The organism is Kitasatospora sp. MAA19 (assembly GCF_029894125.1).
Lineage (GTDB): Bacteria > Actinomycetota > Actinomycetes > Streptomycetales > Streptomycetaceae > Kitasatospora.
On the sequence record NZ_JARXYZ010000011.1, the window covers coordinates 76,879 to 99,605 of the forward strand.

The window sequence follows — 22,727 nt, forward strand, 5'->3', positions numbered from 1 at the left end:
GAACTCCCGGTGTGACTGCCACAATGCGTCGGTGCACAGATCAACGGCCTCGCCCACCCTCCCCGCGGGCAGAACCCTCGGCCTCGGCCTCGCGCTGGTCTCCGCGTTCGCCTTCGGCGGCTCCGGCACCGCCGCGAAGCCGCTGATCGAGGCCGGCCTCTCACCGCTGCACGTGGTGTGGCTCAGGGTCACCGGCGCCGCCGTGGCCCTGCTCCCGATCGCCTACCGCCACCGGGACGCCGTCCTGCGCCGGCCCGGCCTGCTGATCGGCTTCGGCCTGCTCGCCGTGGCCGGCGTCCAGGCCTGCTACTTCGCGGCGATCTCCCGCATCCCGGTCGGCGTCGCCCTGCTCATCGAGTACCTCGGACCGCCGCTGCTCATCGGCTACGTCAAGTTCGTCCAGCGCAAGCCGATCAGCCGGGGCGCCGCGATCGGCACCGGCGTCGCGGTGGCCGGGCTGGCCTGCGTGGTGGAGGTCTGGAACGGACTGAGCTTCGACGCACTGGGCGTGCTCTTCGCTCTCGGTGCGGCCTGCTGCCAGGTCGGCTACTTCGTGCTCGCCGATGCCGGCCGCCGGGGCGAGCGCCCGGTCGACCCGCTGGCGGTCAGCGCGTACGGGCTGCTGATCGGCGCCGTCCTGCTCACCGCCTTCACCCGGCCCTGGCAGGCCGACTGGAGCACGCTCGGCGGGTCCGTGGTGATGAACGGGCACACGCTGCCCGCGCTGCTCCCGGCCGCCTGGATGATCCTGATCGCGACCGTGCTCGCCTACCTGACCGGCGTGATCGCCGTCGGGCACCTCTCGCCACCGGTCGCCGGGGTGGTGGCCAACCTGGAGGCGGTCGTCGCCACCGTGCTGGCCTGGGTCCTGCTCGGCGAGCACCTCGGCCTGCCGCAGATCGCGGGCGGCCTGCTGGTGCTGACCGGCGCCTTCGCGGCGCAGGCCGGCAAGCCGGCGGCCGTGGAGTCCGTCGAGGTCGCGGGGGCGGTGGACGGCATGGGGGCCGTGGCCGGTACGAAGGCCGCGGATGGTGCGGGGGCCCGGGAGCGGGTGGCCGCCGATAGGCAGGTCAGCGGCCGACCCAGCCGAACCAGTCGAGGTGATTGAGCGGCCACACCACGGCCGACACCGGCCCGACCACGTTGTCCACCGGCACGGCCCCGCCGCCCGGGCCCCGCTGGTGGTAGCGGGAGTCCGCCGAGTCGCTGCGGTGGTCGCCCTCGACCCACACGTAGCCCGAGGGCACCGTCACCGGTCCGAAGTTCAGGCCCGCGCAGGAGTCGTCGCCGGGGTGCAGGTACGGCTCCACGACCTGCTTCCCGTCGACGGTCAGCGTGGTGCCCGTGCACTGCACGGTCTGGCCGCCGGTCGCGATGACCCGCTTGACCAGGTAGTTGTCGTCCTTCGGCGGCACCAGGCCGACGAAGCTCAGCGCCGAGCTCACCGCGTTGGTGAACGGGTTCGAGTCGATGGGCTGGGGCGGCAGCCAGCCGCCCGGGTCCTTGAACACCACCGGCTGCCCGGGCTCCGGCTTCCAGCCGGTCAGCGGCGCGAGCTTGTTCACGCCGACCCGGTCGCCGATCCGCAGCGTGTTCTCCATCGAGCCGGACGGGATGGTGAACACCTGGAACAGGCAGGTCTTGATCAGCAGCGCGACCACCAGGCCGACCGCCGCCATCGCCGGGATCTCTATCCACCAGGGCCTGGGCCGGCCCCCTGCCCGACGGGCCTTGCGGCCGCGGGCGCGGCGACGGGCCTCGGCACGGCCGCCGGGTGCGTCGGAGACCCCGGGGCCACGTCCGGCGGCGGGAGCCGGCCCGGACCCGGCATCGCTCGGCGTTTCGGGCAGGTTCACCGCCATCGTCGCTGCTCCACCTCTCCGGCTGGGGAAACCTGCACGCTACGCCAACCGCGGGGCCTCACGAAATCCGGCGTTTAGCCGCCTCCGACAACTCCGGGCCGGGCTCGGCAACGCACGCTCCCCGGCGCGCTTCACGGCGCGCTCAGGGGTGCCTTCAAGCGCGGGCGATGGCCTCGTGGTGGCGGATGACCTCGGCGATGATGAAGTTCAGGAACTTCTCGGCGAAGACCGGGTCCAGCTTGGCGCCGGCGGCCAGCTCCCGCAGCCGCTTGATCTGGTCCCGCTCCCGCGCCGGATCGGCCGGCGGCAGCTTGTGCTCGGCCTTGAGCCGGCCGACCCGCTGGGTCGCCTTGAAGCGCTCGGCCAGCATGTGGACCACCGCGGCGTCGATGTTGTCGATGCTCTCGCGCAGGCTGGTCAGCTCCGCCCGCACGGCGTCGTCGACCCCCTCGGGCAGGCCGGCGTCGGGGGTCGTGGGGTGGTCCGTCATCGGGGCGGCTCCCGGTGTCTGAAGTGGGCACCCGGCCGTACGGCGGCCGGGCTCGGGCCCGGGCAAATCTAACAGGGACCCCGTCGTGGAGCCGCACCACGAGGCGGATCCGTCCACGGTCCGGACACCCCCTGAACCGCCCGACCACCTTCCCGCCGCCCCGGCGCCGAGCCGCCTCCGGCCGGGGCGGGGCTGCCCGTAGGCTGGTGCGCGCATGACCGGAAGTGACGACTCAGCAGTCCTCAGTAATGGAGGTACCGATCGTGGCAACCACTCGCACCGCCCACACCGAATGGGAAGGCAACCTGCTCGACGGCAAGGGGCAGGTCACCTTCGACTCGTCCGGAATCGGCGAGTACCCCGTCTCCTGGCCCGCCCGGGCCGAGCAGCCCAACGGCAAGACCAGCCCGGAGGAGCTGATCGCAGCCGCTCACTCCGCGTGCTTCTCGATGGCCCTCTCGCACGGCCTGACCGGCGCCGGCACCGCGCCCACCAAGCTGGACACCCGGGCCGACGTCACCTTCCAGCCCGGCACCGGCATCACCGGCATCCACCTGACCGTCACCGGCGAGGTGCCCGGCCTGGACGAGGCCGGCTTCGCCAAGGCCGCCGAGGACGCCAAGGCCAACTGCCCGGTCAGCCAGGCGCTCGCCGGCACCACCATCACCCTCACCGCCAAGCTGGCCTGACGCCCCGGCGGATCCCGGCGGATCCCGGCGCGCTCCCGCCGCTCTCGGCGCGCGGTCGGCGCCCGGGAGCGCGGTAGCGGCGCACGCGCCCCTGGCGCACATCATGTGATGTGCACCGGGGGCGTCTGCACGTACCGCCACACATGATCGCAAAAGGGGCGAATCACCCTGGCGGCGGTTACCGCGCGTTGCCGTCGCGGCCTATGATCGGCCGCAGCGCCCTGTTCTTCACGCGGGTCTCCGCGCGACAGCGCCCCACGGCGGGCGCCCGCACCGGACCGACTCCGAGGACCGCGACAGAGTGCGGAGTCGGCCGCCGGAGTCCCGAGCGGCCGGACGGACCAGCATCGAGCGTCAGCAGCGGACGGGAGCTTGCCGTGCCGGGCCAGAACGAGGGGGCCGACGCACACCACCCAGGCGTGCCGCACGAGGAAACACCGCACCACCGTCACCTCACAACACCCCTCCTGGGACCGGCCATCGGCTCCGTCGGTTCGGCTGGTCCCGGTGGTTCCGTCGGTCCCGCCCGGCCCGCCGGTCCCGCCGGTCCCGCCGGTTCTGTCGACGCGGCTGTCGGTTCTGTCAGCGTGGCTGGTTCTGCCACGGCTGTTGTCGGGGCCGTCGGCACGGCGAGCGTGGCGAGCGTGGCAGGGGCTGCGGGAGCAGCCGGAGCGGCGGGCGCCGTCCTGGAGGACTCCGGGGCGCTCCTCTGCCCCACCTGCTCGACGCCGCTGACCGGCGGCACGCACCGGAGCGCCGCCGACGGCCCCGGCCAGGAGGACGGCGGGAGCGACCGGATGCTGGCCGCGCTGCGGGCCAGTGAATCCCGCTTCCGGGCCGCCTTCTGCGACGCGGTCATCGGGATGGCCCTGATCGACCCCGAGGACCGGATCATCGAGGTCAACCCCGCCTTCGCGAGCCTGATCGGACGGGGCGTCGGCGAACTGGTCCGCACCCACCTGCACGAGATCATCGACCCGGAGGGCATGCCGCACCGGCTCTTCCCCGAACTCGTCCACGGCGAGCGGGAACGGTTCCGCGTGGAGAAGCAGCTCAAGCACCGCGAGGGCCACACGGTCTGGAGCAAGGTCACCGTCTCGCTCATCCGGGACGGCGCCGGGCAGCCGCTCTACACCCTCGCGCTGGTGGAGGACATGACCGAGCAGCGCCGACTCGGCGACCGCCTGGAGTACCAGGCCCTGCACGACCCGCTGACCCGACTGCCCAACCGCACCCTCTTCTTCGAACGACTCGACGCCGCCTGCCTCACGACCGCCGAGGGCTCCGTCGCTTCCGAGGTCTCCGAGGGCTCCGAGGTCGCCGGCGCCGACGCCGTCCCCGCGCTCGCGGACGGGCCCCGGGTGGGCGTCTGCTACCTGGACCTCGACGGCTTCGCGGCGATCAACGAGACCCTCGGCCACCACATCGGCGACCAGTTGCTGATCGCCGTCGCGACCCGGCTGCGACACGGGTTCTCGGGGCACGGCGCCCACCTGGTGGCCCGGATGGGCGGCGACGAGTTCGCCGTCCTGGTCACCGACAGCCGGGGCAGCGAGCAGCTGACCGACCTGGCCGCCCGGATCCTCCAGGAGCTGGAACGCCCCTTCGACGTCTCCGGGCACCGGCTGGTCATCACCGCCAGCGTGGGCGTCGTCGAACGGTCCGTGCACGAGACCACCCCGGCCGACCTGGTCAAGGACGCCGACGCCACGCTCTACTGGTCCAAGGCCGACGGCCGCGCCCGCTGGACCCTCTACGACCCGGACCGCGGCGCCCACCAGCTGACCCGTCAGCTCCTCGCCACCGCACTGCGACCCGCCCTGGAGCGTGGCGAGTTCACCATCGAGTACCAGCCGCTGGTCGGCCTGGCCGACGGCGCCGTCCACGGTGCGGAGGCCCTCGTCCGCTGGCGCCACCCCCGCTACGGGACGCTCTCGCCGGACCGCTTCATCCCGCTCGCCGAGGAGACCGGCGCGATCGTGCCGCTCGGCACCTGGGTGCTGGAGGAGTCCTGCCGTCAGGCCCGGCAGTGGCTCACCGAGTTCCCCGAGACCGAGACCTTCGTGAGCGTCAATCTGGCCGCCCGCCAGATCTGGGACTCCGACGTGGTCGCCGACGTCGCCCGTGCCCTCGAACGCACCGGACTTCCGGCCCGGCTGCTCCAGTTGGAGATCACCGAGAGCGCGCTGCTCGGCCCCGGCGGCCGGCCGCTGCAGGCGCTGCAGGCGCTCGCGGACATGGGTGTGCGGATCGCGATCGACGACTTCGGCACCGGCTACTCCAACCTGGCCTACCTCTCCCGGCTGCCGGTGCACGTCCTGAAGCTCGACGGCACCTTCATCGAGGGGTTCCGCGACCCGGCCCCGGCGGCGGGCCATCCGGAGCTCTCCGAGCTCGACTCCCGCCGCAGCGACGCCGACGAGCAGATCGTCGGCGCGATGGTGCAGTTGGCCCACACCCTCGGCCTGACCGTCACCGCCGAGGGCATCGAGAGCGCCGCCCAGGCCGAACGACTGCGGCTGACCGGCTGCGACACCGCCCAGGGCTGGTACTTCGCCCGGCCGGGCGAGGCCGAACTGGTCGCGGCCATACTCCGCGAGGGCCGCCCCGGCCCGGACACCGGCCGGTAGTCGGTCGGTAGCCGGGCGGGGGCGCCGGGCGGGGTGCCATGCAGGGGCGCCGGGCGGGGCGCCGGGCGGACCCTCAACGGCCGGGCGTTCCGGCGGTGTTCAGGCCTCGGCCGTCAGGCCGTACGCCTCCGCGATCAGACCATAGGAGCGGAGCCGGGCCTCGTGTCCGTGGATGTGCGAGGTGACCATCAACTCGTCCACGCCGGTCCGCTTGCGCAGGGCCTCCAGCCCGTCCGCGACCTCGCCCGGGGCGCCCAGCACCACGTTGTCGAGCCAGCTGTCGATGAAGTCCGCCTCGGCCGGGCTGTACGGGTAGGCCTCGGCCTCCTCCGGGGTGGGGATCGGGCCGGGGTTTCCGCGCCGCAGCCGGAGCATGCCGAGGGCGGCGGAACGCGCCAGGCGACGGGCCGAGTCCTCGTCGTCGGCGGCGACCGCGCTCACACCGATCAGCGCGTACGGCTCGGCGAGGACGGCGGAGGGGCGGAAGGAGGCCCGGTACAGGTCGAGGGCCGGGACGGTGTTGGCGCTGCTGAAGTGGTGGGCGAAGGCGAACGGCAGGCCGAGGCGGCCGGCCAGCTGGGCGCTGAAGCCGGAGGACCCGAGCAGCCAGATCGGCGGGCGCCCGTCGCCCTGGGGGACCGCGGTCAGCTGGGCGTAGGGGTGGCCGGAGGGGAAGTCGCCGTCGAGGAAGTGGGTCAACTCGGCGAGTTGCTGCGGGAAGTCGTCGGCGCCCTCGGCGAGGCCGCGGCGCAGCGCCCGGGCGGTGGCCGGGTCGGTGCCGGGGGCGCGGCCGAGCCCCAGGTCGATCCGGCCGGGGTGCAGGGCCTCCAGCAGGCCGAACTGCTCGGCGATCGCCAGCGGGGCGTGGTTGGGGAGCATCACCCCACCCGAACCGAGCCGCAGGGTCGTGGTGTTGGCCCCGAGGTGGGCGAGCAGGACGGCCGGGGTGGAGCTGGCCACTCCGGGCATGCCGTGGTGCTCGGCCACCCAGAAGCGGTGGTAGCCCCACTGCTCGGCGTTGCGGGCCAGCGCGGTGGTCGCGGCCAGGGCCTCGGCGGGCGTGTAGCCGACGCCCACGGTGGCCAGGTCGAGGATGGAGAGCGGGGCGGGTGCGGTACCGCGGGCGGCGCCCCGGATCGCCGCGCCGGTCGGCGGTTCGCTCCCGTGCTCCTGCTGGTCCTCGGTGGTCATGCCGTCCGCCCTTCTGGCTGTCGTTGAGCCGGCCGTCGTGGGCGACCACGGGTCTGGGGTGGCCCGACGGTCGCTGCTGCCGACCGGGGTCAACCACCCCGCCGGGCTCGCTGTTCCCGCGTTCCGACGTGTTCCAGCCCTCACGCCGTCCCGCGCCGTTCCCAGGTCCTCCGCTGTCCGGTCTTCCTCCGCGCCCCTCTCTCCGGTCCCCCTCCGTGCGGGTCGGCGCCGGACGGCCGACCGACCGTTCGGCCTACGGAGAGCCAGCAGGCGGACACGCCTGGCGACTTCACGCCAGCGCCGGAAGTCGCCAGGCGCAGGGCTCGCGAACGGCGGTCGGCGTCCGGCAGGCTGGTGATCAGGAGCGGGTCACCCAACGGGATCCGCGTTCCGCCAGCAAGATCGTCGGGCTGGACCAGCGCCGATCGATCCCCGCGAGCCCCCGGAGCGGCACCCCGCTCCGGGGGCTCGCGCCTTTGTGCAGGTCGGGGCCGGGCGCCTGTGATCCGCGGCATACCGGGGTGCTTCATGGCATGAAAAGTCGAGGCGCTAGCGTTGACCCCAGCAGCCACCTGCTCCCCCGGGCGGCGTGGAGGGAGTACGGGCTTTGAACTTCGTGGCGGCGATCGGATCCTCGTGGATCTGCGCCCTGGCGCTCTTCGCCGTACTCGGAGACGCCCTCCTCCCCTTCATCCCCAGCGGGACGCTGGTCATCCTGGCCGTGCTCAAGACGGCGCGGATCGACGGCGCCCCGGTGCTCCTCGGCCTGGGTGTGGCGGTGGCCTCGTTCCTCGGCGATCTCCTGTTGCTGCACCTCTCCCGGCGCGGCGCCCCGCTGCTCCAACGCCGGCTCGCCCGACGCCCGAAACTGGCGGCCAGCGTGACCCGGGTCCAACAGGCCCTGGCCGAACGCCCGCACGGGGCGGCCGCGGCCATGGTGGTGATCGCCCGGTTCGTCCCGGCCGGACGGACCGTCCTGGACGTGGCCATCGGCCACTCCCCCGCCCATCCGCACCGCTTCCTGCACTGGTCGGCACTGGCGGCACTGGTCTGGGCCGCCTACATCGTGACGCTGGGCTGGCTGAACAGCCACTGGTTCGACACCGCCTGGCTGAGTCTGGCCGTCTCCTGCACCGCGGCCACCATCGTCAGCACCGCGATCGCGCGAATAGTGCGCCGCACCCGACGGCTGGCCGCGCTCTGACCGTTGCGCCTCGACCGGCGCCCCCGCCACCCGCGCTCCTACCGGTGGCAGTTCGTCTGCCGCAGCGTCCCCACGACGGGCGCGATGCGCCCGGACAAGCGACGAGTCACACCGAGCGCTGACGAACTCTGACCGGCCCGGCGAGGCCGGCGGTACCGTACTCCCCTGGCGGTGCGCGGCGCGAAGCGTCACAGGACGGCAACAGACGACGAATCCCTGCAGCCCAGCCCGGCGCCGCTGACGTGTTCACTGTCGTAGTAGGTCGGCAGCCTTGGTGGCCGCTGCGACCACATGGCATGCTAACGGCGGAAAATTCATCAATTTGCCCGATTTGCCCGGTGCGGCCCAGAGCCGCCCTCACCACCGGCATCGGCACCCAGGGGAGACCATGACCAGCATCTCGCGCAGGACGGTGCTCAGTGCAACCGCCGCGACCGCGGCCCTCGGCGCGGTCGCCGCCTGTTCCAGCAGCGGATCCGGTTCGAGTGAGAACGCCGTCTCCCCCACCTCCGGCGGCAGCCCCGGCACCACCCAGGCGGGCACCACCGATCCGACCAAGACGGGGATACCCAAGGGCGCCCCGATCGGTGACGGCTCCAACGCGGACACCGGCCCGCAGCCGAACCAGCCGAAGCCCGAGAAGCTCAAGCCCGGCGAGCGGCCGCCCCAGTTCGTGGTGTTCTCCTGGGACGGCGCGGGCGGCACCGACGACGGCCAGTTCCCCCGCTTCCTCAAGCTGGCGGAGCAGTACAAGGCCACGATGACCTTCTTCCTCTCCGGGATCTACGCCCTGCCCAAGGGCAAGTCCGACCTGTACCACCCGCCGAAGCACTCGGTCGGCGCCTCCGACATCCCGTACCTGTCGGACGGCGCGGTCAAGAGCACGCTCAAGCTCGTCAGCCAGGCCTGGCTGGCCGGGCACGAGATCGGGACCCACTTCAACGGGCACTTCTGCTCCAGCCGCCCGGACAAGAACGGGGTCAACATGTGGACCCCCGAGGACTGGCAGAGCGAGATCGACCAGGCGATCGGCTTCGTGACCCAGTGGCGCACCAACACCGGCTTCACCGACGTCGACCCGCTCCCCTTCGACTACAAGAAGGAGCTCATCGGCGGCCGCACCCCCTGTCTGGAGGGGCAGAAGGCGCTGCTGCCGACCGCCGCGAAGCTGGGCTGGAAGTACGACGCCAGCTCCTCCGGCGGCCTGCAGATATGGCCGCAGAAGGTGCAGGACGGCAAGGTCTGGGACTTCCCGCTGCAGTCCATCCCGTTCCCCGGGCACACCTTCCAGGTGCTGTCGATGGACTACAACATCCTGGCCAACCAGTCCGCCGGCAGCACCAAGGGCGACCCGGCCAAGTACAACGACTGGCGCACCCAGGCCAAGGACTCCTACCTGGCCGGCTTCGACCGCGCCTACAACAGCAACCGCGCACCGTTCTTCATCGGCAACCACTTCGAGCAGTGGAACGGCGGCATCTACATGGACGCCGTCGAGGAGACCCTCAAGGCCATCGCGGGCAAGCCGGAGGTCCGGCTGGTCTCCTTCAAGCAGCTGGTCGAGTGGCTGGAGGTGCAGGACCAGTCCACCCTGCGCAAGCTGCGCACGCTCAACGTGGGCCAGGCGCCGACCGGCAGCTGGGAGACCTTCCTCGGCACTGCCGGCTGAGGCGGGCACCAGCCGGAGACCTGAGGCGAACACGACGGACGGCCTGAGGCGAAGAGGGCCGACGGGTCGAGGCGGGTGCGGCCGGCGGGGTGGACGGACCCCGCCGGCCGTCGTCGTCGGCGCCGGGCCGCTACCCGCCGACGGTGATGTCCGCGAGCAGGCCGCGGACGATGCGTTCGGCCCCCGCCTCGCCCCAGAGGATCGAGTAGTGGTTGGTGTCCGGCACGAGCGAGGCCGGCACCCTGGCCCGGTCGAGCCCGGCCAGCCCGATCCGCTGGTGGTCGTAGAGGCCTTGCGGCTCGTCGAGCAGGCCGCGCTCGGCCCAGAGCAGTTCGGCCGGGCAGGGCAGTCGGTGTACGGCGGTGGCCGCGTCCCGGTCCAGCAGCACCTGGGTGCCGTCGGTCTGCACGGCCTCCAGCACGCAGGAGGAGCGCAGTTCGGGCTCGACACCGACCAGGTCACGCTGGGTGTAGGCGTCGATCTCCGCCGACCACGCCGTCCCGAAGGCGGGGTGCCGCTGCCAGAACTCCCGGTAGGCGTCCCGGTCCGGGAAGGTCATCGACAGCCGGGCCAGCGCGGGGCCGAGCACCGCGGCCAGGGCGTCCTCCTCCCGGACGCCCGCCGGCAGCGGGAAGGTCAGCGCACCGTCCACCAGCAGCACCCGGCGGACGAGTTCCGGATGCCGGACGGCGGCCAGGGCGGTGACCCAGGCACCCATCGAGTGGCCGACCACGGTGGCCGGGCCCGCCCCGAGAGCCGTGATCAGCGCGGCCACGTCGTCGGCGTGCCGGGCGAGCCCGTACGGTCCGGCGACCGCGCGGCTGGCGCCGCGCCCCCGCAGGTCGGGCGCGAGCAGGGTGACCCGCCCGGCGAGCCGGCGGGCGACCTCGTACCAGGCAAGGCCGTTGGCGGTGATGCCGTGCACCGCCACGACCGTCGGGGCGCCCGGGTCGGCGGCGGGCCAGCGCAGGACCGCCAGCTCCCCACCGGGCACGGGGGCGGTCAACTCTTCGGGCTGCAGGGGCGACTGGCTCACGCGGGGGTACCTCCGGTGGGGCGGGCGGTCCGGACGACGGCCGGCGTCCGGACCGCCCGGGCGGATCGGGCGGCGCGGATGCGGGCAGGCAGTCTAGCCAGGCCGCCGGGCAGCAGGTAGACCACCGCGACGAACAGGGTGCCCAGCAGGAACAGGGGTTGGGAGAGCGGTACCCGCAGGACGGCGGGCAGGTCTGCGATCGTCGCCGAGTTGGCGAGGTCGCCCAGCCGGTGGCCGGCCCAGGTGTAGAGGACGCCGCCGAGCAGCGGGCCCCAGCGCGTGCCGGAGCCGCCGAGGACCACCATGACCAGCAGGGCGAGCGTGGCGTCGGAGCCGGCGGCCTGCGGGGTGGCGCCGCCGGTCAGCAGCAGGTAGACCACCCCGCCCAGCCCGGCGAGGCCGCCGGACAGCACGAAGGCGACCAACTTGTAGCCGTAGGGGCGCAGTCCGAGCACCTCGACCCGGCGCTCGTTCTCCTTGATGCCCTCCCAGACCCGGCCGGCCGGCGAGTTGACGGCCCAGTGGACCACGGCGACCGTCAGCACCAGGTAGCCGACGGCGATCCAGTAGAGGTTGGCGGTGTTCTCGATCCCGAGCAGGCCGGAGGGCAGCAGGTCGGCCGGGGCGGAACGCCCCTCCTCGCCGCCGGTGACGCCACCGGGGTTGCGCTGGACGAGGATCGAGCCGGCCTGGGCGAAGGCGAGGGTGACCATGGAGAAACCGATGCCGGTGACGCGGAGGCTGACCGAGCCGAGCAGCAGGGCCAGCGCGACGGTGCAGGCGACGCCGAACACCGCCGCGGCGGCGAAGGGCAGTCGGAGTTCCAGCATGCCGAGGTCGGTGGCGTAGAGGCCGGTCGCGAAGTAGAGCGCGTGGCCGAAGGAGAGCAGTCCGGTCCGACCGAGCAGGAGGTCGTAGCCGGTGGCGAGGGCCCCGTAGAGCAGGCACAGGGCGAGCAGTTGCAGACTCCCTGGGCTGCCGAGCGGGCCGTCGAGCAGTCCCGGGACGGGAAGCGCACTGTATGGGGCGACAAGGAACGTGATCAGCAGGGCGATCGGCCACCAGCGTAGCGCTCTGTGCATCGATGTCCAGCGATTAGTGACTGAATCACCTGTTCGAGGGATAGCGCCCAGGTCGGCCGTGTGTTCACAATGGGTCTCGGCAAGGCCGGTGTCAGTCCCCCTTGCCACAGTGACGGTCTCGGCGGAGCTGGTGTCAGTCCCCTCTGCTTGCATGGCGGTCATGGCAGGGCTGGTGTCAGTCCCCCCTGCCGAAGTGGCGGCGCTGCGGTCGGCCGCGGGGCCACCGGTGCTCGTGATCGGCGTTTCGGCGCTCACGCGAGCCTCCCGGTGAGTCCACGGGGTCGGACCAGAAGCAGCACGGCGAGCAGGACGACGACCGAGAGGTCGCCGAGCCCGGCGCCGGTGTAGTAGTTGGCGAACTGCTGGACGAGGCCGACGCACACCGAGGCGACGGCGGCTCCGGTCACGGAGCCCATGCCGCCCATCACCACGACGACGAAGGCGAAGATGAGCAGGCCGGTCCCCTGGCCGGGATTGACCGAACCGAAGTAGAGGCCGCCGAGGGCACCGCCGAGCGCGGCGGCCGCCCCGCCGATGGCGAAGACGAGGGTGAACGCCTTCCGGACGTCGATGCCGAGCGCCGTGACCATCGCCCGGTCCTCGACGCCGGCCCGGACGATCAGCCCGTAGCGGGTACGGGCGAGGAACAACCGAAGAGCGAGCAACAGCAGCGCGGCCGCGGCCACGAGCACGAAGCGGTTGACCGGGACGGTCGCACCGAGCACGTGCCAGGTACCGGAGAGCACGGCCGGCTGGGGGAAGGGGCGGGCGTCCGCGCCCCAGACCCCCATCAGGAGGGCGGGTACGGCGAGCCCGACTCCGACGGTGGCGAGGATCTGATCACGCGGCCGACTGTAGAGCGGGCGGATCAGGAAGAGCTCCAGCAGGACGGCGGCGGCCGTCCCGACCAGGGTGCCGAACGGCACCGCGAGCCAGAACGAGAGGCCGGCCTCGGTGCCGGCCCACCAGGTGGCATAGGCGCCGATGGAAAGCAGGGCGCCGTGCGCGAAGTTGAGCACGTCCATCAGACCGAAGATCAGCGACAGACCGGAGGCGACCAGGAAGTACAGCGCACCAAGACCGAGTCCGGTACAGGAAAGGAGGACGACAGTGTCCATCAGGGCTTCACCTCCGCGGTGACGACAGGGGCGGCCGGAGCCACGGCGGGCCGGGGACCGCCGGCGAGCGGGTGACGGGAGCCGACGCCGAGCAAGCGGCGGGCGGCTTCCTCGTCGGCCAACAGCTCGGCGGTGTCGCCTCGGTGGGCGGTGCGGCCGTCGGCCAGGACCGCACAGGTGCCGGCCAGCCGTCGGACGAGGGCGAGGTTCTGCTCGACCAGGAGAACGGGCACGGCCTCAGCCGCTCGCGCCAACACCTCGGCCACCTCGGCGACGATCTTCGGTGCCAGGCCCTTGGTGGGCTCGTCGGCGATGATCAACCGGTTGCGGTTGAGCAGCGTCCGTCCGATCGCCACCATCTGCTGCTGGCCGCCGGAGAGCGTCCCGGCCAGTTGCCCGGCCCGCTGCTTGAGTTCGGGGAAGAGCTCGTGGACGAGCGGATAGTTCGGCTCGTCCGCACCGGTCTCGCCCCGGGCGCCGCGCTCGGCGAGGCGGAGGTTCTCGGCGACCGTCAGGCCGGCGAAGATCCCCCGGTCCTCGGGCGCATAGCCGATGCCGTGACGAACCACCAGATGCGTGGGAAGGGAGGAGAGTTCGACACCGGAGAAACGGACGCTTCCGGTGCGCGGCACCAGGCCCATCACGGCCTTGACGGCGGTGGTCTTGCCGGCGCCGTTGCGACCGAGGAGTGCGGTCACCCCGGCAGGGGCCACATCGAGGTCAACACCGTGCAGGATGTGCAGCCCATCGATGACCACCCGTAGATCGCGGACGGAGAGGAGGGGGTCGGCAGGAGACGTGGGCGGGACAGAGGAGGAAGACGAGGAGAACGGAGAGGAGATCACAGCGCCTCACCCAGGTAGGCCTGTTGCACGGTCGGGTTGGCCATCACGGCCTCGGGGGTGTCCAGCGCGAGCAGCGTGCCGTGGTGCATCACCGCGAGTCGGTCGGCCAGGCCGAGCAGAACATCCATGTGGTGCTCGACCATCAGGACGGTCCGGCCGAGGTCACGGTGCACGGACCGGATCAGCGCGGTGAGGGCGGGGACCTCCTCCGCACTCACCCCGGCCATCGGCTCGTCCAGCAGGATCAGCCGCGGATCGGAGACGAGGAGGACGGCCAGTTCCAGTTTGCGCTTCTCGCCGTGCGAGAGCGCGCCCGCCAAGGTGTCCGCGCGGTGGGTGAGTTCGGTGCGGTGGAGGGTCTCGGCCAGTTGCTCCTGGTATCGGTCGGCGCGGCGCCAGAGCCGGTACGAGGCACGCGGCCCCGCCGCCGCCTGGGCGGCCAGGCGGACGTGGTCGGCGACCGTCATCCCCGGCCAGAGAGAGGAGGTCTGGAAGGTACGCCCAAGCCCCCGGCGCGCCCTGGCGTGCACGGCCTCGGCGGTGATGTCCACGCCGTCGAGCTGAAGGCTGCCGTGACGCGCCGGATAGATGCCGGATATCAGGTTGAAGAGGGAGGTCTTCCCGGCACCGTTGGGCCCGATGAAGGCGACGAACTCGCCCTCGCCGACCGAGCAGGAGACGTCCTCGACGATCGGCACACCGCGGACGGACCAGCCGAGTCCGTCCAACCGCAGCACCGGGGCGGCCCGGCCGCCGCCCACGGTGGGCGACACCGACGCGGACGGGCGGGGGCCGGACGAGGCAACAGACGAGGCAGTGGACGATTCAGTGGACGAGGAGCCGAGCGGGGAACCGGGCGAGGAACCGGACGAGGGGCCTGGCGGGGAAGGAGTGGAGGCAGTGGGAGCGGGCATCGGGATCAGCCCGCCATCGGGGTGACCGGGGGCGCCACCTCGTCTGCCGTCAGGGCCTTCTCCACCGAGGGCTTGGCAGCGGCCCCGGTGCCGGTCAGCCGGGCCTGGAACATCGGCTGGAGGAGGGCGTGGTCCTCGGCGCGCACCGTGGTGCGTCCCTTCACCCCGTCGAAGCTCCAGCCCTCCAGCGCCTTGACCAGGGCCGAAGTGTCGTCGGCGGAGCCGTGGTTGGCCTCGACGGCGTGCACGATCAGCTGGGCGGCGGTGAAGCCGTCGGGCGTGAAGATGTCGGTCTTCCCGCCGGCGGCGGTGACGGCCTCGTCCATGGCCTTCTCCACCGGGGTGCCGGCGGCGCCGCCGAAGTAGTGGTTCAGAAAGGAGATCTTCTCGGCCGCCGGGCCGAACAGCGGGTAGGAGGCGGCCAGGTCCAGCCCGGTGACGACCTTGGTGTCGGCGAACACGTCCTGCTGGTTGAGCGCCGTCCACAGGGCCGAGGCGGTGTCACCGGCCCAGGCGACGAACAGCAGGTCGGGCTTGGCGGTCTTGGCCTGGGTGGCGAACGGGGTGAGGTCGGTGGCGCTGGGCGGGGCGAGCACCTGGTCGACCGTCGCGCCCTGGGCGCCGAGCACGGCCTTGACGGCGGCCACGTTGGCCTGCCCGAAGGCGTTGTCCTGAGCGAGCACGGTGACCTTCTTGCCCTTGGCGTCACCGATGAACGAGGCCGCGGTGCGGATGTCCTGGTAGGACTGGCGGCCGGAACGGAAGGTGTACTTGTTCAAGCCGGTGACCTTGTCGGCGGCGGCCGGGCCGCTGATGAAGAGCACCTTGTTCTGGGCGGCGATCGGGCCGACCTGGAGGGCGACACCCGAGGCGGTGGAGCCGGCCAGGACCTTGTAGCCCTTGCCGATCAGGTCCTTGGCGGCGGACACCGCCTTGGCCGGGTCGCCCGCGTCGTCCTGCTCCTCGAACTCGATCTTGTGGCCGTCGACCGCGCCGGTGCCCTTGGTCGCGTAGCTCAGACCCGCCTTGAACCCCTCCAGGTACTGCTTGCCGTAGGCCGCCAGCGGCCCGGTCTTGGAGTACACCAGGCCGACCTTGACCGGGCTCTTCGCACCACCGCCGCCTGCCGAGGCCGTCCCGGCGGTACCGGCCTTGGCACAGCCTGCGGCGAGCAGGACGCACGCCGCGACGGCGGCGAGCTTCCGGGCCGGGCCGCCGGTCAGGGCCTCGCCCGGGCGGGCGCCGGAGGCGGTCCGAGTGGGGGCTGTCGAGCTGCGCATGGTGACCGACTCCTGGGGGTGCGGCGGGTGGATGCCGGAACCGTAGGTGTGCGGTGGGACTGGCGACATGTGCCCGAGCGACGCATCAGCCCACCGTGATGTGGCTCTGGCCGACATACCGCCCGGTCGGCGCCGCTCCCGGGGCACCCGGGTGTGGCCTGCCGACACGGGCCGGCATCCGTGCATGGCGGCGGCCGCCATGGCTACGGCGGCCCGCGCCCGGTGACGGTGGAGGGGCGCGGCAGCCGTCCGGCGGCGGCTGCCGCGCCCGCCCGGATCGTGCGCCCTCTCCCGTATCCCACTCCTCACGAGGTGATCCCTTGGACAAGGTCCTGGACTCCCCCGCCGACGCGGTCGCGGACATTCCCGACCACGCGGTGCTGGCCGTCGGAGGCTTCGGCCTCTGCGGCATCCCGAGCACGCTGATCGGCGCCCTGGCGGACACCGGCACCACCGGCCTGCGCGTGGTGTCGAACAACTGCGGGGTGGACGACTGGGGGCTCGGCCTGCTGCTGCGGGCGGGCCGGATCGCCCGGATGACGTCCTCGTACGTCGGCGAGAACAAGGAGTTCGCCCGGCAGTACCTCTCCGGCGAGTTGGAGGTGGAGCTGACCCCGCAGGGCACGCTGGCCGAGCGGCTGCGGGCCGGCGGCGCGGGCATCCCCGCGTTCTACACCCCGGCCGGGGTCGGCACCCAGGTCGAGGAGGGCGGGCTGCCCTGGCGCTACGCGGCGGACGGCTCGGTGGCACTGGCCTCGCCGGCCAAGGAGGTCCGGGAGTTCGGCGGCCGCCGGTACCTGCTGGAGGAGGCGATCACGGCGGACTTCGCGCTGGTCCGGGCCGAGGTGGCGGACCGGCACGGGAACTGCGTGTTCCACGCCGCCGCCCGTAACTTCAACCCGCTCTGCGCGACGGCGGGCCGGATCACCCTGGTCGAGGCGGACCGGATCGTCGAACCGGGCGAGCTCGCCCCGGACGCCGTGCACCTGCCCGGGGTGTACGTGGACCGGGTGGTGGCCGCCGATCCCGCGGACCGCCGCATCGAGCGCCGGACCGTCCGGCCCGCACTCCAGGAGGCCTGAGCCGATGTCCAGCCCGACCAGCACCACGCCCCGGACCAGCACTACACCCCGGACCAGCACCACGCCCCGGACCCGCATCGCGACCCCGAACAGCACCCCCGCCCCCGGGGGTGTCCGCCACCCGCAGCCCGGCCTCGACCCGCGCAACGCCCTGGCCGCCCGAGCGGCCCGTGAACTGCGCGACGGGCAGTACGTGAACCTGGGCATCGGCCTGCCCACGCTGATCCCCAATCACCTCCCGCCGGGGGTCGAGGTGGTCCTGCACTCGGAGAACGGCATCCTGGGCGTGGGCCCCTACCCGGTCGAGGGCGCGGAGCACGCCGATCTGATCAACGCCGGGAAGGAGACGGTGACGGTCGCCCCCGGCGCCTCGTACTTCGACTCCGCCTTCTCCTTCGGCATGATCCGGGCCGGCCGGATCGACGTCTCGGTGCTCGGCGCGATGCAGGTGTCGGTCGCCGGCGACCTCGCCAACTGGATGATCCCCGGCAAGATGGTCAAGGGCATGGGCGGCGCGATGGACCTCGTGCACGGGGCCCGCCGACTGATCGTGGTCATGGAGCACACCGCCCGGGACGGTTCCCCGAAGATCGTCGAGGAGCTCTCGCTTCCCGCTACCGGTCGGGGAGTCGTGAACCGGATCGTGACCGACCTGGCCGTGGTCGACGTGACGCCGGAGGGGTTGCGCGTGGTGGAGACGGCCCCGGGCGTGGCGTTCTCGGACGTCCAGGCCGCCACGGGCGCAGCCCTCCTCCCTCCGCGCTGACCGGGATCAGCCCAGACGGACCGAACTAGACAGGACCAGTCAGGACCGGACCGAACGCGCCGGGCCGGCTCCGCTTGAACGGCCGGACCACCAGCCGGGGTGGTCCGGCCGTTCCGGCGTTCCCTTGAATTCGCCGCCTTAGCACCACCGCGGCCCGGATTGGCTTGGAACCGTAGGATCTTCATGCTTGCGCGGTGATCATTTCCCAGATCGGTTGCGATCACGGTTGCCCTCCGGGAGAGTTGGGGACGCCGTGGTTCCCGCGTGCCCGGAGGGGAAGCCGGGAAGCACACCTGGATCCGCATGCGAAGTCCCATGTCAACATGCAATGCATTCCACTCGCAGACGCATGACGCGAATGACGGACCGGAAGACCGCCTGGAATGACGGCGGTCCACCGGGCGGTGTTCCACCGGGACGGCTTTCGAGGCACGGCGAAGCAAGGCTCCGGGGGGAACGGACCCGCCCCACCGCACGCGGTCGGCCGGGCGCGCCACGGGACGGCGGGTCGCATACCCCCGGTCTGAACACGCACCAATGGGCCCACCGGCACGGTCGGCCCCGGCGGGGGGAGCAGACGATGACCATGCCGTTCGCGCGACGGAAGGACGCCGCGACGGCCCGCGGACGAGGCGCCGGACGGCGGCTCGACGACGACCTGGCCACCGTTCCGGTGCCCGAAGCCCCGTACGACTACGGCCACTTCAGTCGGCTCGCCGGTCCGGCCCGGGACCCGGACGAGGACGACGACCTCGGCGGCGGCGTCTACCGGCCCGAGCCCGCCCACCCCGGCACCCCTCCGGCGCAGTGGCCCGCACCGCAGGCCGAGCACTGGCCCGCACCGCAGTCCGCGCGACCTCCGACCGGCACCCCGACCGGCACCCTGACCGGCACTCCGGCCCCCGCCCCCTACCGCGTCCAGTACCGCAGCCTGTTACGCCGCGAGCCGCACCGGATCCGCGCCGCGCTGCTGCTGGTGGCCGCCCCGCTGGTGGAGGCGGTGCTGCTGGTCTGGCTGCTGCTGCCGGAGCACTGGCCGGAGCGCCCCGGCGAGACGCAGACCCTGGTGTTGCTGGGCGACAAGGTGATGATCGGGATCATCGCCGTGGTCGAGGTGTTCCGGCTGGTCAACGTCGTGTCCAACGCCCACGCCACGCTCGTCGCCCGCGATCCGATACCGGTGACACCGGAGTCCGGCACCCGGGTCGCGTTCCTCACCACCTGCGTGCCGGGCAAGGAGCCGCCGGAGATGGTGCGGTCCACGCTGGTCGCGGCACGCGGCGTCCGGCACGAAGGCCCGTACGACGTCTGGCTGTTGGACGAGGGAAACGATCCTGCAATGCAGGCGCTCTGCACCGAACTGGGCGTCCGCCACTTCAGCCGGTTCGGCCGCCCGCACTGGAACCGGCCCAAGGGACGGTTCCGCGCCAGGACCAAGCACGGCAACTACAACGCCTGGCTGCAGGCGCACGGGGACGACTACGACTTCTGGGTCTCGGTCGACACCGACCACGCCCCGCTGCCGGACTTCTGCGAGCGGATGCTGGGCTACTTCCGCGACCCGGACGTGGCATTCGTGGTCGGCCCCCAGGTGTACGGGAACTACCGGAGCTCGGGTTCCGCCGTCACCAAATTCTCCGAGAGCCAGCAGTACCTCTTCCACGCGCTCATCCAGCGCGCCGGAAACCGTTACGGCGCGCCCATGTTCGTCGGCACCAACAACGCCGTCAGAATTCGTGCGCTCCAGTCGATCGGCGGGTTGTACGACTCCATCACGGAGGATATGGCGACCGGTCTGGAGTTCCACCGGAGCCGAAACCCCGAAACCGGTGAACGCTGGAAGTCCGTGTACACCCCGGACGTGCTCGCGGTCGGCGAGGGCCCGTCCTCCTGGACCGACTTCTTCTCCCAGCAACTGCGCTGGAGCCGCGGCACCTACGAGACCCTGCTCACCCAGTACTGGCGGGTGCTCTGGCAGCTGTCGCCCGGCCGGCTGCTCAACTACTCGCTGATGGTGGGCTTCTACCCGATGGCGGCGATCACCTGGCTGCTCGGCGGCCTCTCCAGCGTGCTCTATCTGGGGTTCGGCGCCTCGGGCGTCCACGTGTCCTCCGAGATCTGGATGATGCTGTACAGCGACGCCGCCGCGCTCCAACTGCTGCTCTACACCTGGAACCGGAAGCACAACGTGAGCCCGCACGAGCCGGCCGGCTCCTCCGGGGTCGCGGGCATGCTGATGTCGGCGCTCTGCGGACCGGTCTACGCGGCCGCGCTGGTGCAGGCGCTGCTGCGGCGGCGCAGCCGCTTCGTGGTGACGCCGAAGGGCCGTTCGGCCAGCGCGGACCGGGTGAGCACCTTCCGGTTCCACCTGTTCTGGGCACTGGTGTTCGGCGGCGCGATCACGGCCTCCTTCTTCACCGGTTACGACCACGTCGCGATGCGCACCTGGGCCTGGATCGCCTTGGTCCTGACCGTGCTGCCACTCCTGGTGCTGGTCGGCGACGCCGTCCGCCGCCGGCGCACCCGGCCCACGGCCACCCTCACGGTCACCGGCGGTCCGGCGGCGACCCCGAGGGTCGTCCTGGAGAAGCGCCGCCCCCGACACGCCCGCGACCCGCGCCGAGCCCCGGCCGCCGCTCGGACCGCCGCCCAGGCCGCAGCGCCTACCGCGCCGGTCACCACACCGGTCACCACGGCGACGCCCGGCCGGGCGGAGAGCACCACCACCCGCTGAGCCCGCCCCGACCGCCTCGCCGCCAGACCCGCCACCGACCGCCCGACCGCCCGACCGCCCACCACCCGCCGTGCCCGCCCCGACCGCCCGACCGCCGCCCGCCCACCGCCCACCGCCCACCGCCGCCCGCCCGACCACCTCAAGAGCCTCCGAACCTCACGAGGGGACCAACCACCATGAAGATCCACAAGACCGGCCGGACCAAGCGCTTCGCCCTCGGCAGCACCGTCGCGCTGACCGTCGCGGGGATGAACGCACCCGCCGTCCTCGGCTTCGCCAGCGAGCAGTACCACCAGTACGTGATCAACCGCCCCGAGTACAAGGCGGAGTACGGCCACTGGCAGACCCTCAGCCTGCCCGCGGAGTTCCGGGTCAACGCCGTCCACGCCACGCTGCTGCGCACCGGAAAGGTCCTCATCGTGGCCGGCTCCGGCAACGACGAGAAGCACTTCGACGCGGGCAGCTTCCGCAGCCTGCTCTGGGACCCGGCCAGGAACACCTACCAGCTGATCCCCACCCCGGCCGACATGTTCTGCGGCGGCCACTCCTCGCTGCCGGACGGCCGCGTCCTGGTGGCCGGCGGCACCCAGCGGTACGAGAAGCTGGCGGGCGTGGTGAAGAGGGCGGCCGGCGTCATGCGGGTGCGCAACGAGAGCCCCGACCGCGCCAGGACGTTCCCCGAGGGCACCGTCTTCGTCGCCCCGAACGGGCGCGAGTACGCCTCGACCGTGCCGGTGACCGTCCCGGCCGCGGTGAAGACGGGCTCCGGCCCGCAGACCGTCGTCACCGCCGGCGAGCAGCACGTGTTCGTCGAGGCGGTCGGGGAGGGCGCCGACTACGTCGCCGACTCCCCCGCCCAGTACCGGATCAAGGGCCTGACCGGCACCGACGCCCACAACCTGTACGGGCAGAGCACGAAGCTGACCCTGGACAAGCAGGAGTACCAGGGCATCCGCTCCGCGTTCGAGTTCAACCCGGACACCGAGCTGTACGAGCAGGTCACCGACATGGCGTACGCCCGCTGGTACCCGACGCTCACCGGGCTCGGCGACGGGCGGGTGGTCACCGTCTCGGGCCTGGACGACACCGGCGAGATCCTCAACGGCAACGACAACGAGATCTACGACCCGAAGAACAAGACCTGGTCCAAGGGCCCGGACCGCTACTTCCCGACCTACCCGTCGATCTTCCTGACCGCCTCCGGCAAGCTCTTCTACTCCGGTTCCAACGCCGGCTACGGCCCCGCCGACAAGGGCCGCGATCCCGGGGTGTGGGACCTGTCGAACAACGCTTTCCAGCCCGTCCCCGGCCTGCGCGACCCGGCGCTCACCGAGACCTCGTCCTCCGTCCTGCTGCCGCCCGCGCAGGCGCAGAAGGTGATGGTGCTCGGCGGCGGGGGCGTCGGCGAGTCGCCGCTGTCCACCGCCCGGACCGACATCGTCAACCTCTCCTCCCCCGAACCCGCCTTCACCCCGGGCCCGGACCTGCCGGCCGGCGGCACCCGCTACCTCAACAGCGTGATCCTCCCGAACGACACCGTGTTCACCACCGGCGGCTCCAGCGGCTACCGGGGCCGGGGAGCCAGCGACCTGCTCAAGGCGCAGGTGTACCACCCGGACACCAACACCTTCAGCACCGCCGCCGAACCCACCGTCGGCCGCGACTACCACTCCGAGGCGCTGCTGCTGCCGGACGGCCGGGTGGCCGTGCTCGGCTCCAACCCGCTGTTCGCGGACAAGGCGGAGACCACGCCGGGCGGGTTCGAGCAGCGCATCGAGATCTACACCCCGCCGTACCTGTTCCACGGCGACCGCCCGCAGGTGGACGCCGCACCGGAGGCGGCGAAGCTCGGCGGCACCGTGCGGATCGGCACGGCCCGGCCGGACGCGGTCGCCACCGCCAAGCTGATCCGGCCCAGTTCCGTCACCCACGTGACCGACGTCGAACAGCGCTCGGTGGCCCTGGACATCAGCGGGCGCTCGGCGGACGGGGTCTCGCTCACCCTCCCCGGCAACCCGAACCTGCTGCCGCCCGGCTGGTACATGCTGTTCCTGACCGACGCCGCCGGAACCCCGTCGGTCGCGCGCTGGATCCAGGTGACCGGCTGAGCGGCACGGAACGGACGGAGTCCGCAG

The 22,727-nt window shown here is 72.4% G+C and carries 18 protein-coding genes; 9 read left to right on the top strand and 9 right to left on the bottom strand.

The window, feature by feature from the left end; genetic code table 11:
• Nucleotides 1–31 precede the first annotated feature (31 nt).
• Nucleotides 32–1,108 (top strand): EamA family transporter, encoded by a 1,077-nt coding sequence (locus P3T27_RS18720; protein WP_280679894.1) that lies wholly within the window; start codon nucleotides 32–34, stop codon nucleotides 1,106–1,108.
• Here the strand turns inward: P3T27_RS18720 and lepB are convergent.
• Together lepB and P3T27_RS18730 are read right to left on the bottom strand one after the other, a co-directional pair.
• A complete protein-coding gene (gene lepB / locus P3T27_RS18725) occupies nucleotides 1,071–1,862 on the bottom strand; it encodes a signal peptidase I (RefSeq protein WP_280679896.1) in 792 nt (263 codons plus the stop codon). The genes P3T27_RS18720 and lepB overlap by 38 nt on opposite strands.
• A gap of 154 nt (nucleotides 1,863–2,016) precedes the next feature.
• Complete coding sequence (locus P3T27_RS18730; protein ID WP_280679898.1) at nucleotides 2,017–2,352, bottom strand: chorismate mutase; 336 nt, start codon at nucleotides 2,350–2,352, stop codon at nucleotides 2,017–2,019.
• Between the two features lie 263 nt (nucleotides 2,353–2,615).
• Here P3T27_RS18730 and P3T27_RS18735 point away from each other — a divergent pair, with 263 nt between their 5' ends.
• Both P3T27_RS18735 and P3T27_RS18740 read left to right on the top strand, forming a co-directional pair.
• Nucleotides 2,616–3,041 (top strand): OsmC family protein, encoded by a 426-nt coding sequence (locus P3T27_RS18735; protein WP_280679900.1) that lies wholly within the window; start codon nucleotides 2,616–2,618, stop codon nucleotides 3,039–3,041.
• 644 nt (nucleotides 3,042–3,685) lie between these two features.
• On the top strand, nucleotides 3,686–5,671 hold the full coding sequence (locus tag P3T27_RS18740) for an EAL domain-containing protein (RefSeq protein WP_280679902.1): 1,986 nt from the start codon (nucleotides 3,686–3,688) through the stop codon (nucleotides 5,669–5,671).
• Nucleotides 5,672–5,770: 99 nt separating this feature from the next.
• On the opposite strand, the gene P3T27_RS18745 is transcribed toward P3T27_RS18740, so the two are convergent.
• Nucleotides 5,771–6,862, bottom strand: coding sequence for an LLM class flavin-dependent oxidoreductase (locus P3T27_RS18745; protein ID WP_280679904.1), 1,092 nt, complete (start codon nucleotides 6,860–6,862; stop codon nucleotides 5,771–5,773).
• Nucleotides 6,863–7,478: 616 nt separating this feature from the next.
• Between P3T27_RS18745 and P3T27_RS18750 the strand changes: the two genes are divergently transcribed.
• Nucleotides 7,479–8,066, top strand: a complete 588-nt coding sequence (locus tag P3T27_RS18750; RefSeq protein WP_280680179.1) for a VTT domain-containing protein — start codon at nucleotides 7,479–7,481, stop codon at nucleotides 8,064–8,066.
• Nucleotides 8,067–8,454: 388 nt separating this feature from the next.
• A complete protein-coding gene (locus tag P3T27_RS18755; RefSeq protein WP_280679906.1) occupies nucleotides 8,455–9,735 on the top strand; it encodes a hypothetical protein in 1,281 nt (426 codons plus the stop codon).
• A gap of 130 nt (nucleotides 9,736–9,865) precedes the next feature.
• On the opposite strand, the gene P3T27_RS18760 is transcribed toward P3T27_RS18755, so the two are convergent.
• The 6 genes from P3T27_RS18760 to P3T27_RS18785 form a co-directional block, all read right to left on the bottom strand.
• On the bottom strand, nucleotides 9,866–10,771 hold the full coding sequence (locus tag P3T27_RS18760) for an alpha/beta hydrolase (RefSeq protein WP_280679909.1): 906 nt from the start codon (nucleotides 10,769–10,771) through the stop codon (nucleotides 9,866–9,868).
• On the bottom strand, nucleotides 10,768–11,853 hold the full coding sequence (locus P3T27_RS18765; protein ID WP_280679910.1) for a branched-chain amino acid ABC transporter permease: 1,086 nt from the start codon (nucleotides 11,851–11,853) through the stop codon (nucleotides 10,768–10,770). Before P3T27_RS18765 ends, P3T27_RS18760 begins: the two co-directional genes overlap by 4 nt.
• 251 nt (nucleotides 11,854–12,104) lie before the next feature.
• A complete protein-coding gene (locus tag P3T27_RS18770; protein WP_280679912.1) occupies nucleotides 12,105–12,971 on the bottom strand; it encodes a branched-chain amino acid ABC transporter permease in 867 nt (288 codons plus the stop codon).
• Nucleotides 12,971–13,729 carry an ABC transporter ATP-binding protein gene (locus P3T27_RS18775; protein ID WP_280679914.1) on the bottom strand — a complete coding sequence of 253 codons (759 nt, stop codon included), beginning with the start codon at nucleotides 13,727–13,729 and terminating at the stop codon, nucleotides 12,971–12,973. The genes P3T27_RS18770 and P3T27_RS18775 overlap by 1 nt, the downstream gene beginning before the upstream one ends.
• Before the next feature lie 83 nt (nucleotides 13,730–13,812).
• The gene (locus P3T27_RS18780; RefSeq protein ID WP_280679916.1) at nucleotides 13,813–14,589 is read right to left on the bottom strand and encodes an ABC transporter ATP-binding protein; all 777 of its coding nucleotides are present in this window, start codon (nucleotides 14,587–14,589) and stop codon (nucleotides 13,813–13,815) included.
• A gap of 146 nt (nucleotides 14,590–14,735) precedes the next feature.
• The gene (locus tag P3T27_RS18785; protein WP_280679918.1) at nucleotides 14,736–16,010 is read right to left on the bottom strand and encodes a substrate-binding domain-containing protein; all 1,275 of its coding nucleotides are present in this window, start codon (nucleotides 16,008–16,010) and stop codon (nucleotides 14,736–14,738) included.
• A 320-nt stretch (nucleotides 16,011–16,330) separates the two neighbouring features.
• Between P3T27_RS18785 and P3T27_RS18790 the strand changes: the two genes are divergently transcribed.
• The 4 genes from P3T27_RS18790 to P3T27_RS18805 all read left to right on the top strand — a co-directional run bounded on the left by P3T27_RS18790 (nucleotide 16,331) and on the right by P3T27_RS18805 (nucleotide 22,700).
• A complete protein-coding gene (locus P3T27_RS18790; protein WP_280679920.1) occupies nucleotides 16,331–17,092 on the top strand; it encodes a CoA transferase subunit A in 762 nt (253 codons plus the stop codon).
• A 4-nt stretch (nucleotides 17,093–17,096) separates the two neighbouring features.
• Nucleotides 17,097–17,858: a 3-oxoacid CoA-transferase subunit B gene (locus P3T27_RS18795; RefSeq protein WP_280679922.1), complete on the top strand. Its 762-nt coding sequence runs from the start codon at nucleotides 17,097–17,099 to the stop codon at nucleotides 17,856–17,858.
• A 580-nt stretch (nucleotides 17,859–18,438) separates the two neighbouring features.
• Entirely contained in the window at nucleotides 18,439–20,592 is a 2,154-nt protein-coding gene (locus P3T27_RS18800; RefSeq protein ID WP_280679923.1) for a cellulose synthase catalytic subunit, read from the top strand.
• A gap of 176 nt (nucleotides 20,593–20,768) precedes the next feature.
• Nucleotides 20,769–22,700, top strand: coding sequence for a galactose oxidase-like domain-containing protein (locus P3T27_RS18805; RefSeq protein ID WP_280679925.1), 1,932 nt, complete (start codon nucleotides 20,769–20,771; stop codon nucleotides 22,698–22,700).
• Nucleotides 22,701–22,727 lie beyond the last annotated feature (27 nt).

What these genes read in the sequence shown, in the direction of transcription:
- lepB (WP_280679896.1), bottom strand. Translation starts at nt 1,862, where the DNA reads ATGGCGGTGAACCTGCCCGAAACGCCGAGCGATGCCGGGTCCGGGCCG.
- P3T27_RS18730 (WP_280679898.1), bottom strand. Translation starts at nt 2,352, where the DNA reads ATGACGGACCACCCCACGACCCCCGACGCCGGCCTGCCCGAGGGGGTC.
- P3T27_RS18745 (WP_280679904.1), bottom strand. Translation starts at nt 6,862, where the DNA reads ATGACCACCGAGGACCAGCAGGAGCACGGGAGCGAACCGCCGACCGGC.
- P3T27_RS18755 (WP_280679906.1), top strand. Translation starts at nt 8,455, where the DNA reads ATGACCAGCATCTCGCGCAGGACGGTGCTCAGTGCAACCGCCGCGACC.
- P3T27_RS18765 (WP_280679910.1), bottom strand. Translation starts at nt 11,853, where the DNA reads ATGCACAGAGCGCTACGCTGGTGGCCGATCGCCCTGCTGATCACGTTC.
- P3T27_RS18770 (WP_280679912.1), bottom strand. Translation starts at nt 12,971, where the DNA reads ATGGACACTGTCGTCCTCCTTTCCTGTACCGGACTCGGTCTTGGTGCG.
- P3T27_RS18785 (WP_280679918.1), bottom strand. Translation starts at nt 16,010, where the DNA reads ATGCGCAGCTCGACAGCCCCCACTCGGACCGCCTCCGGCGCCCGCCCG.
- P3T27_RS18795 (WP_280679922.1), top strand. Translation starts at nt 17,097, where the DNA reads ATGTCCAGCCCGACCAGCACCACGCCCCGGACCAGCACTACACCCCGG.
- P3T27_RS18800 (WP_280679923.1), top strand. Translation starts at nt 18,439, where the DNA reads ATGACCATGCCGTTCGCGCGACGGAAGGACGCCGCGACGGCCCGCGGA.
- P3T27_RS18805 (WP_280679925.1), top strand. Translation starts at nt 20,769, where the DNA reads ATGAAGATCCACAAGACCGGCCGGACCAAGCGCTTCGCCCTCGGCAGC.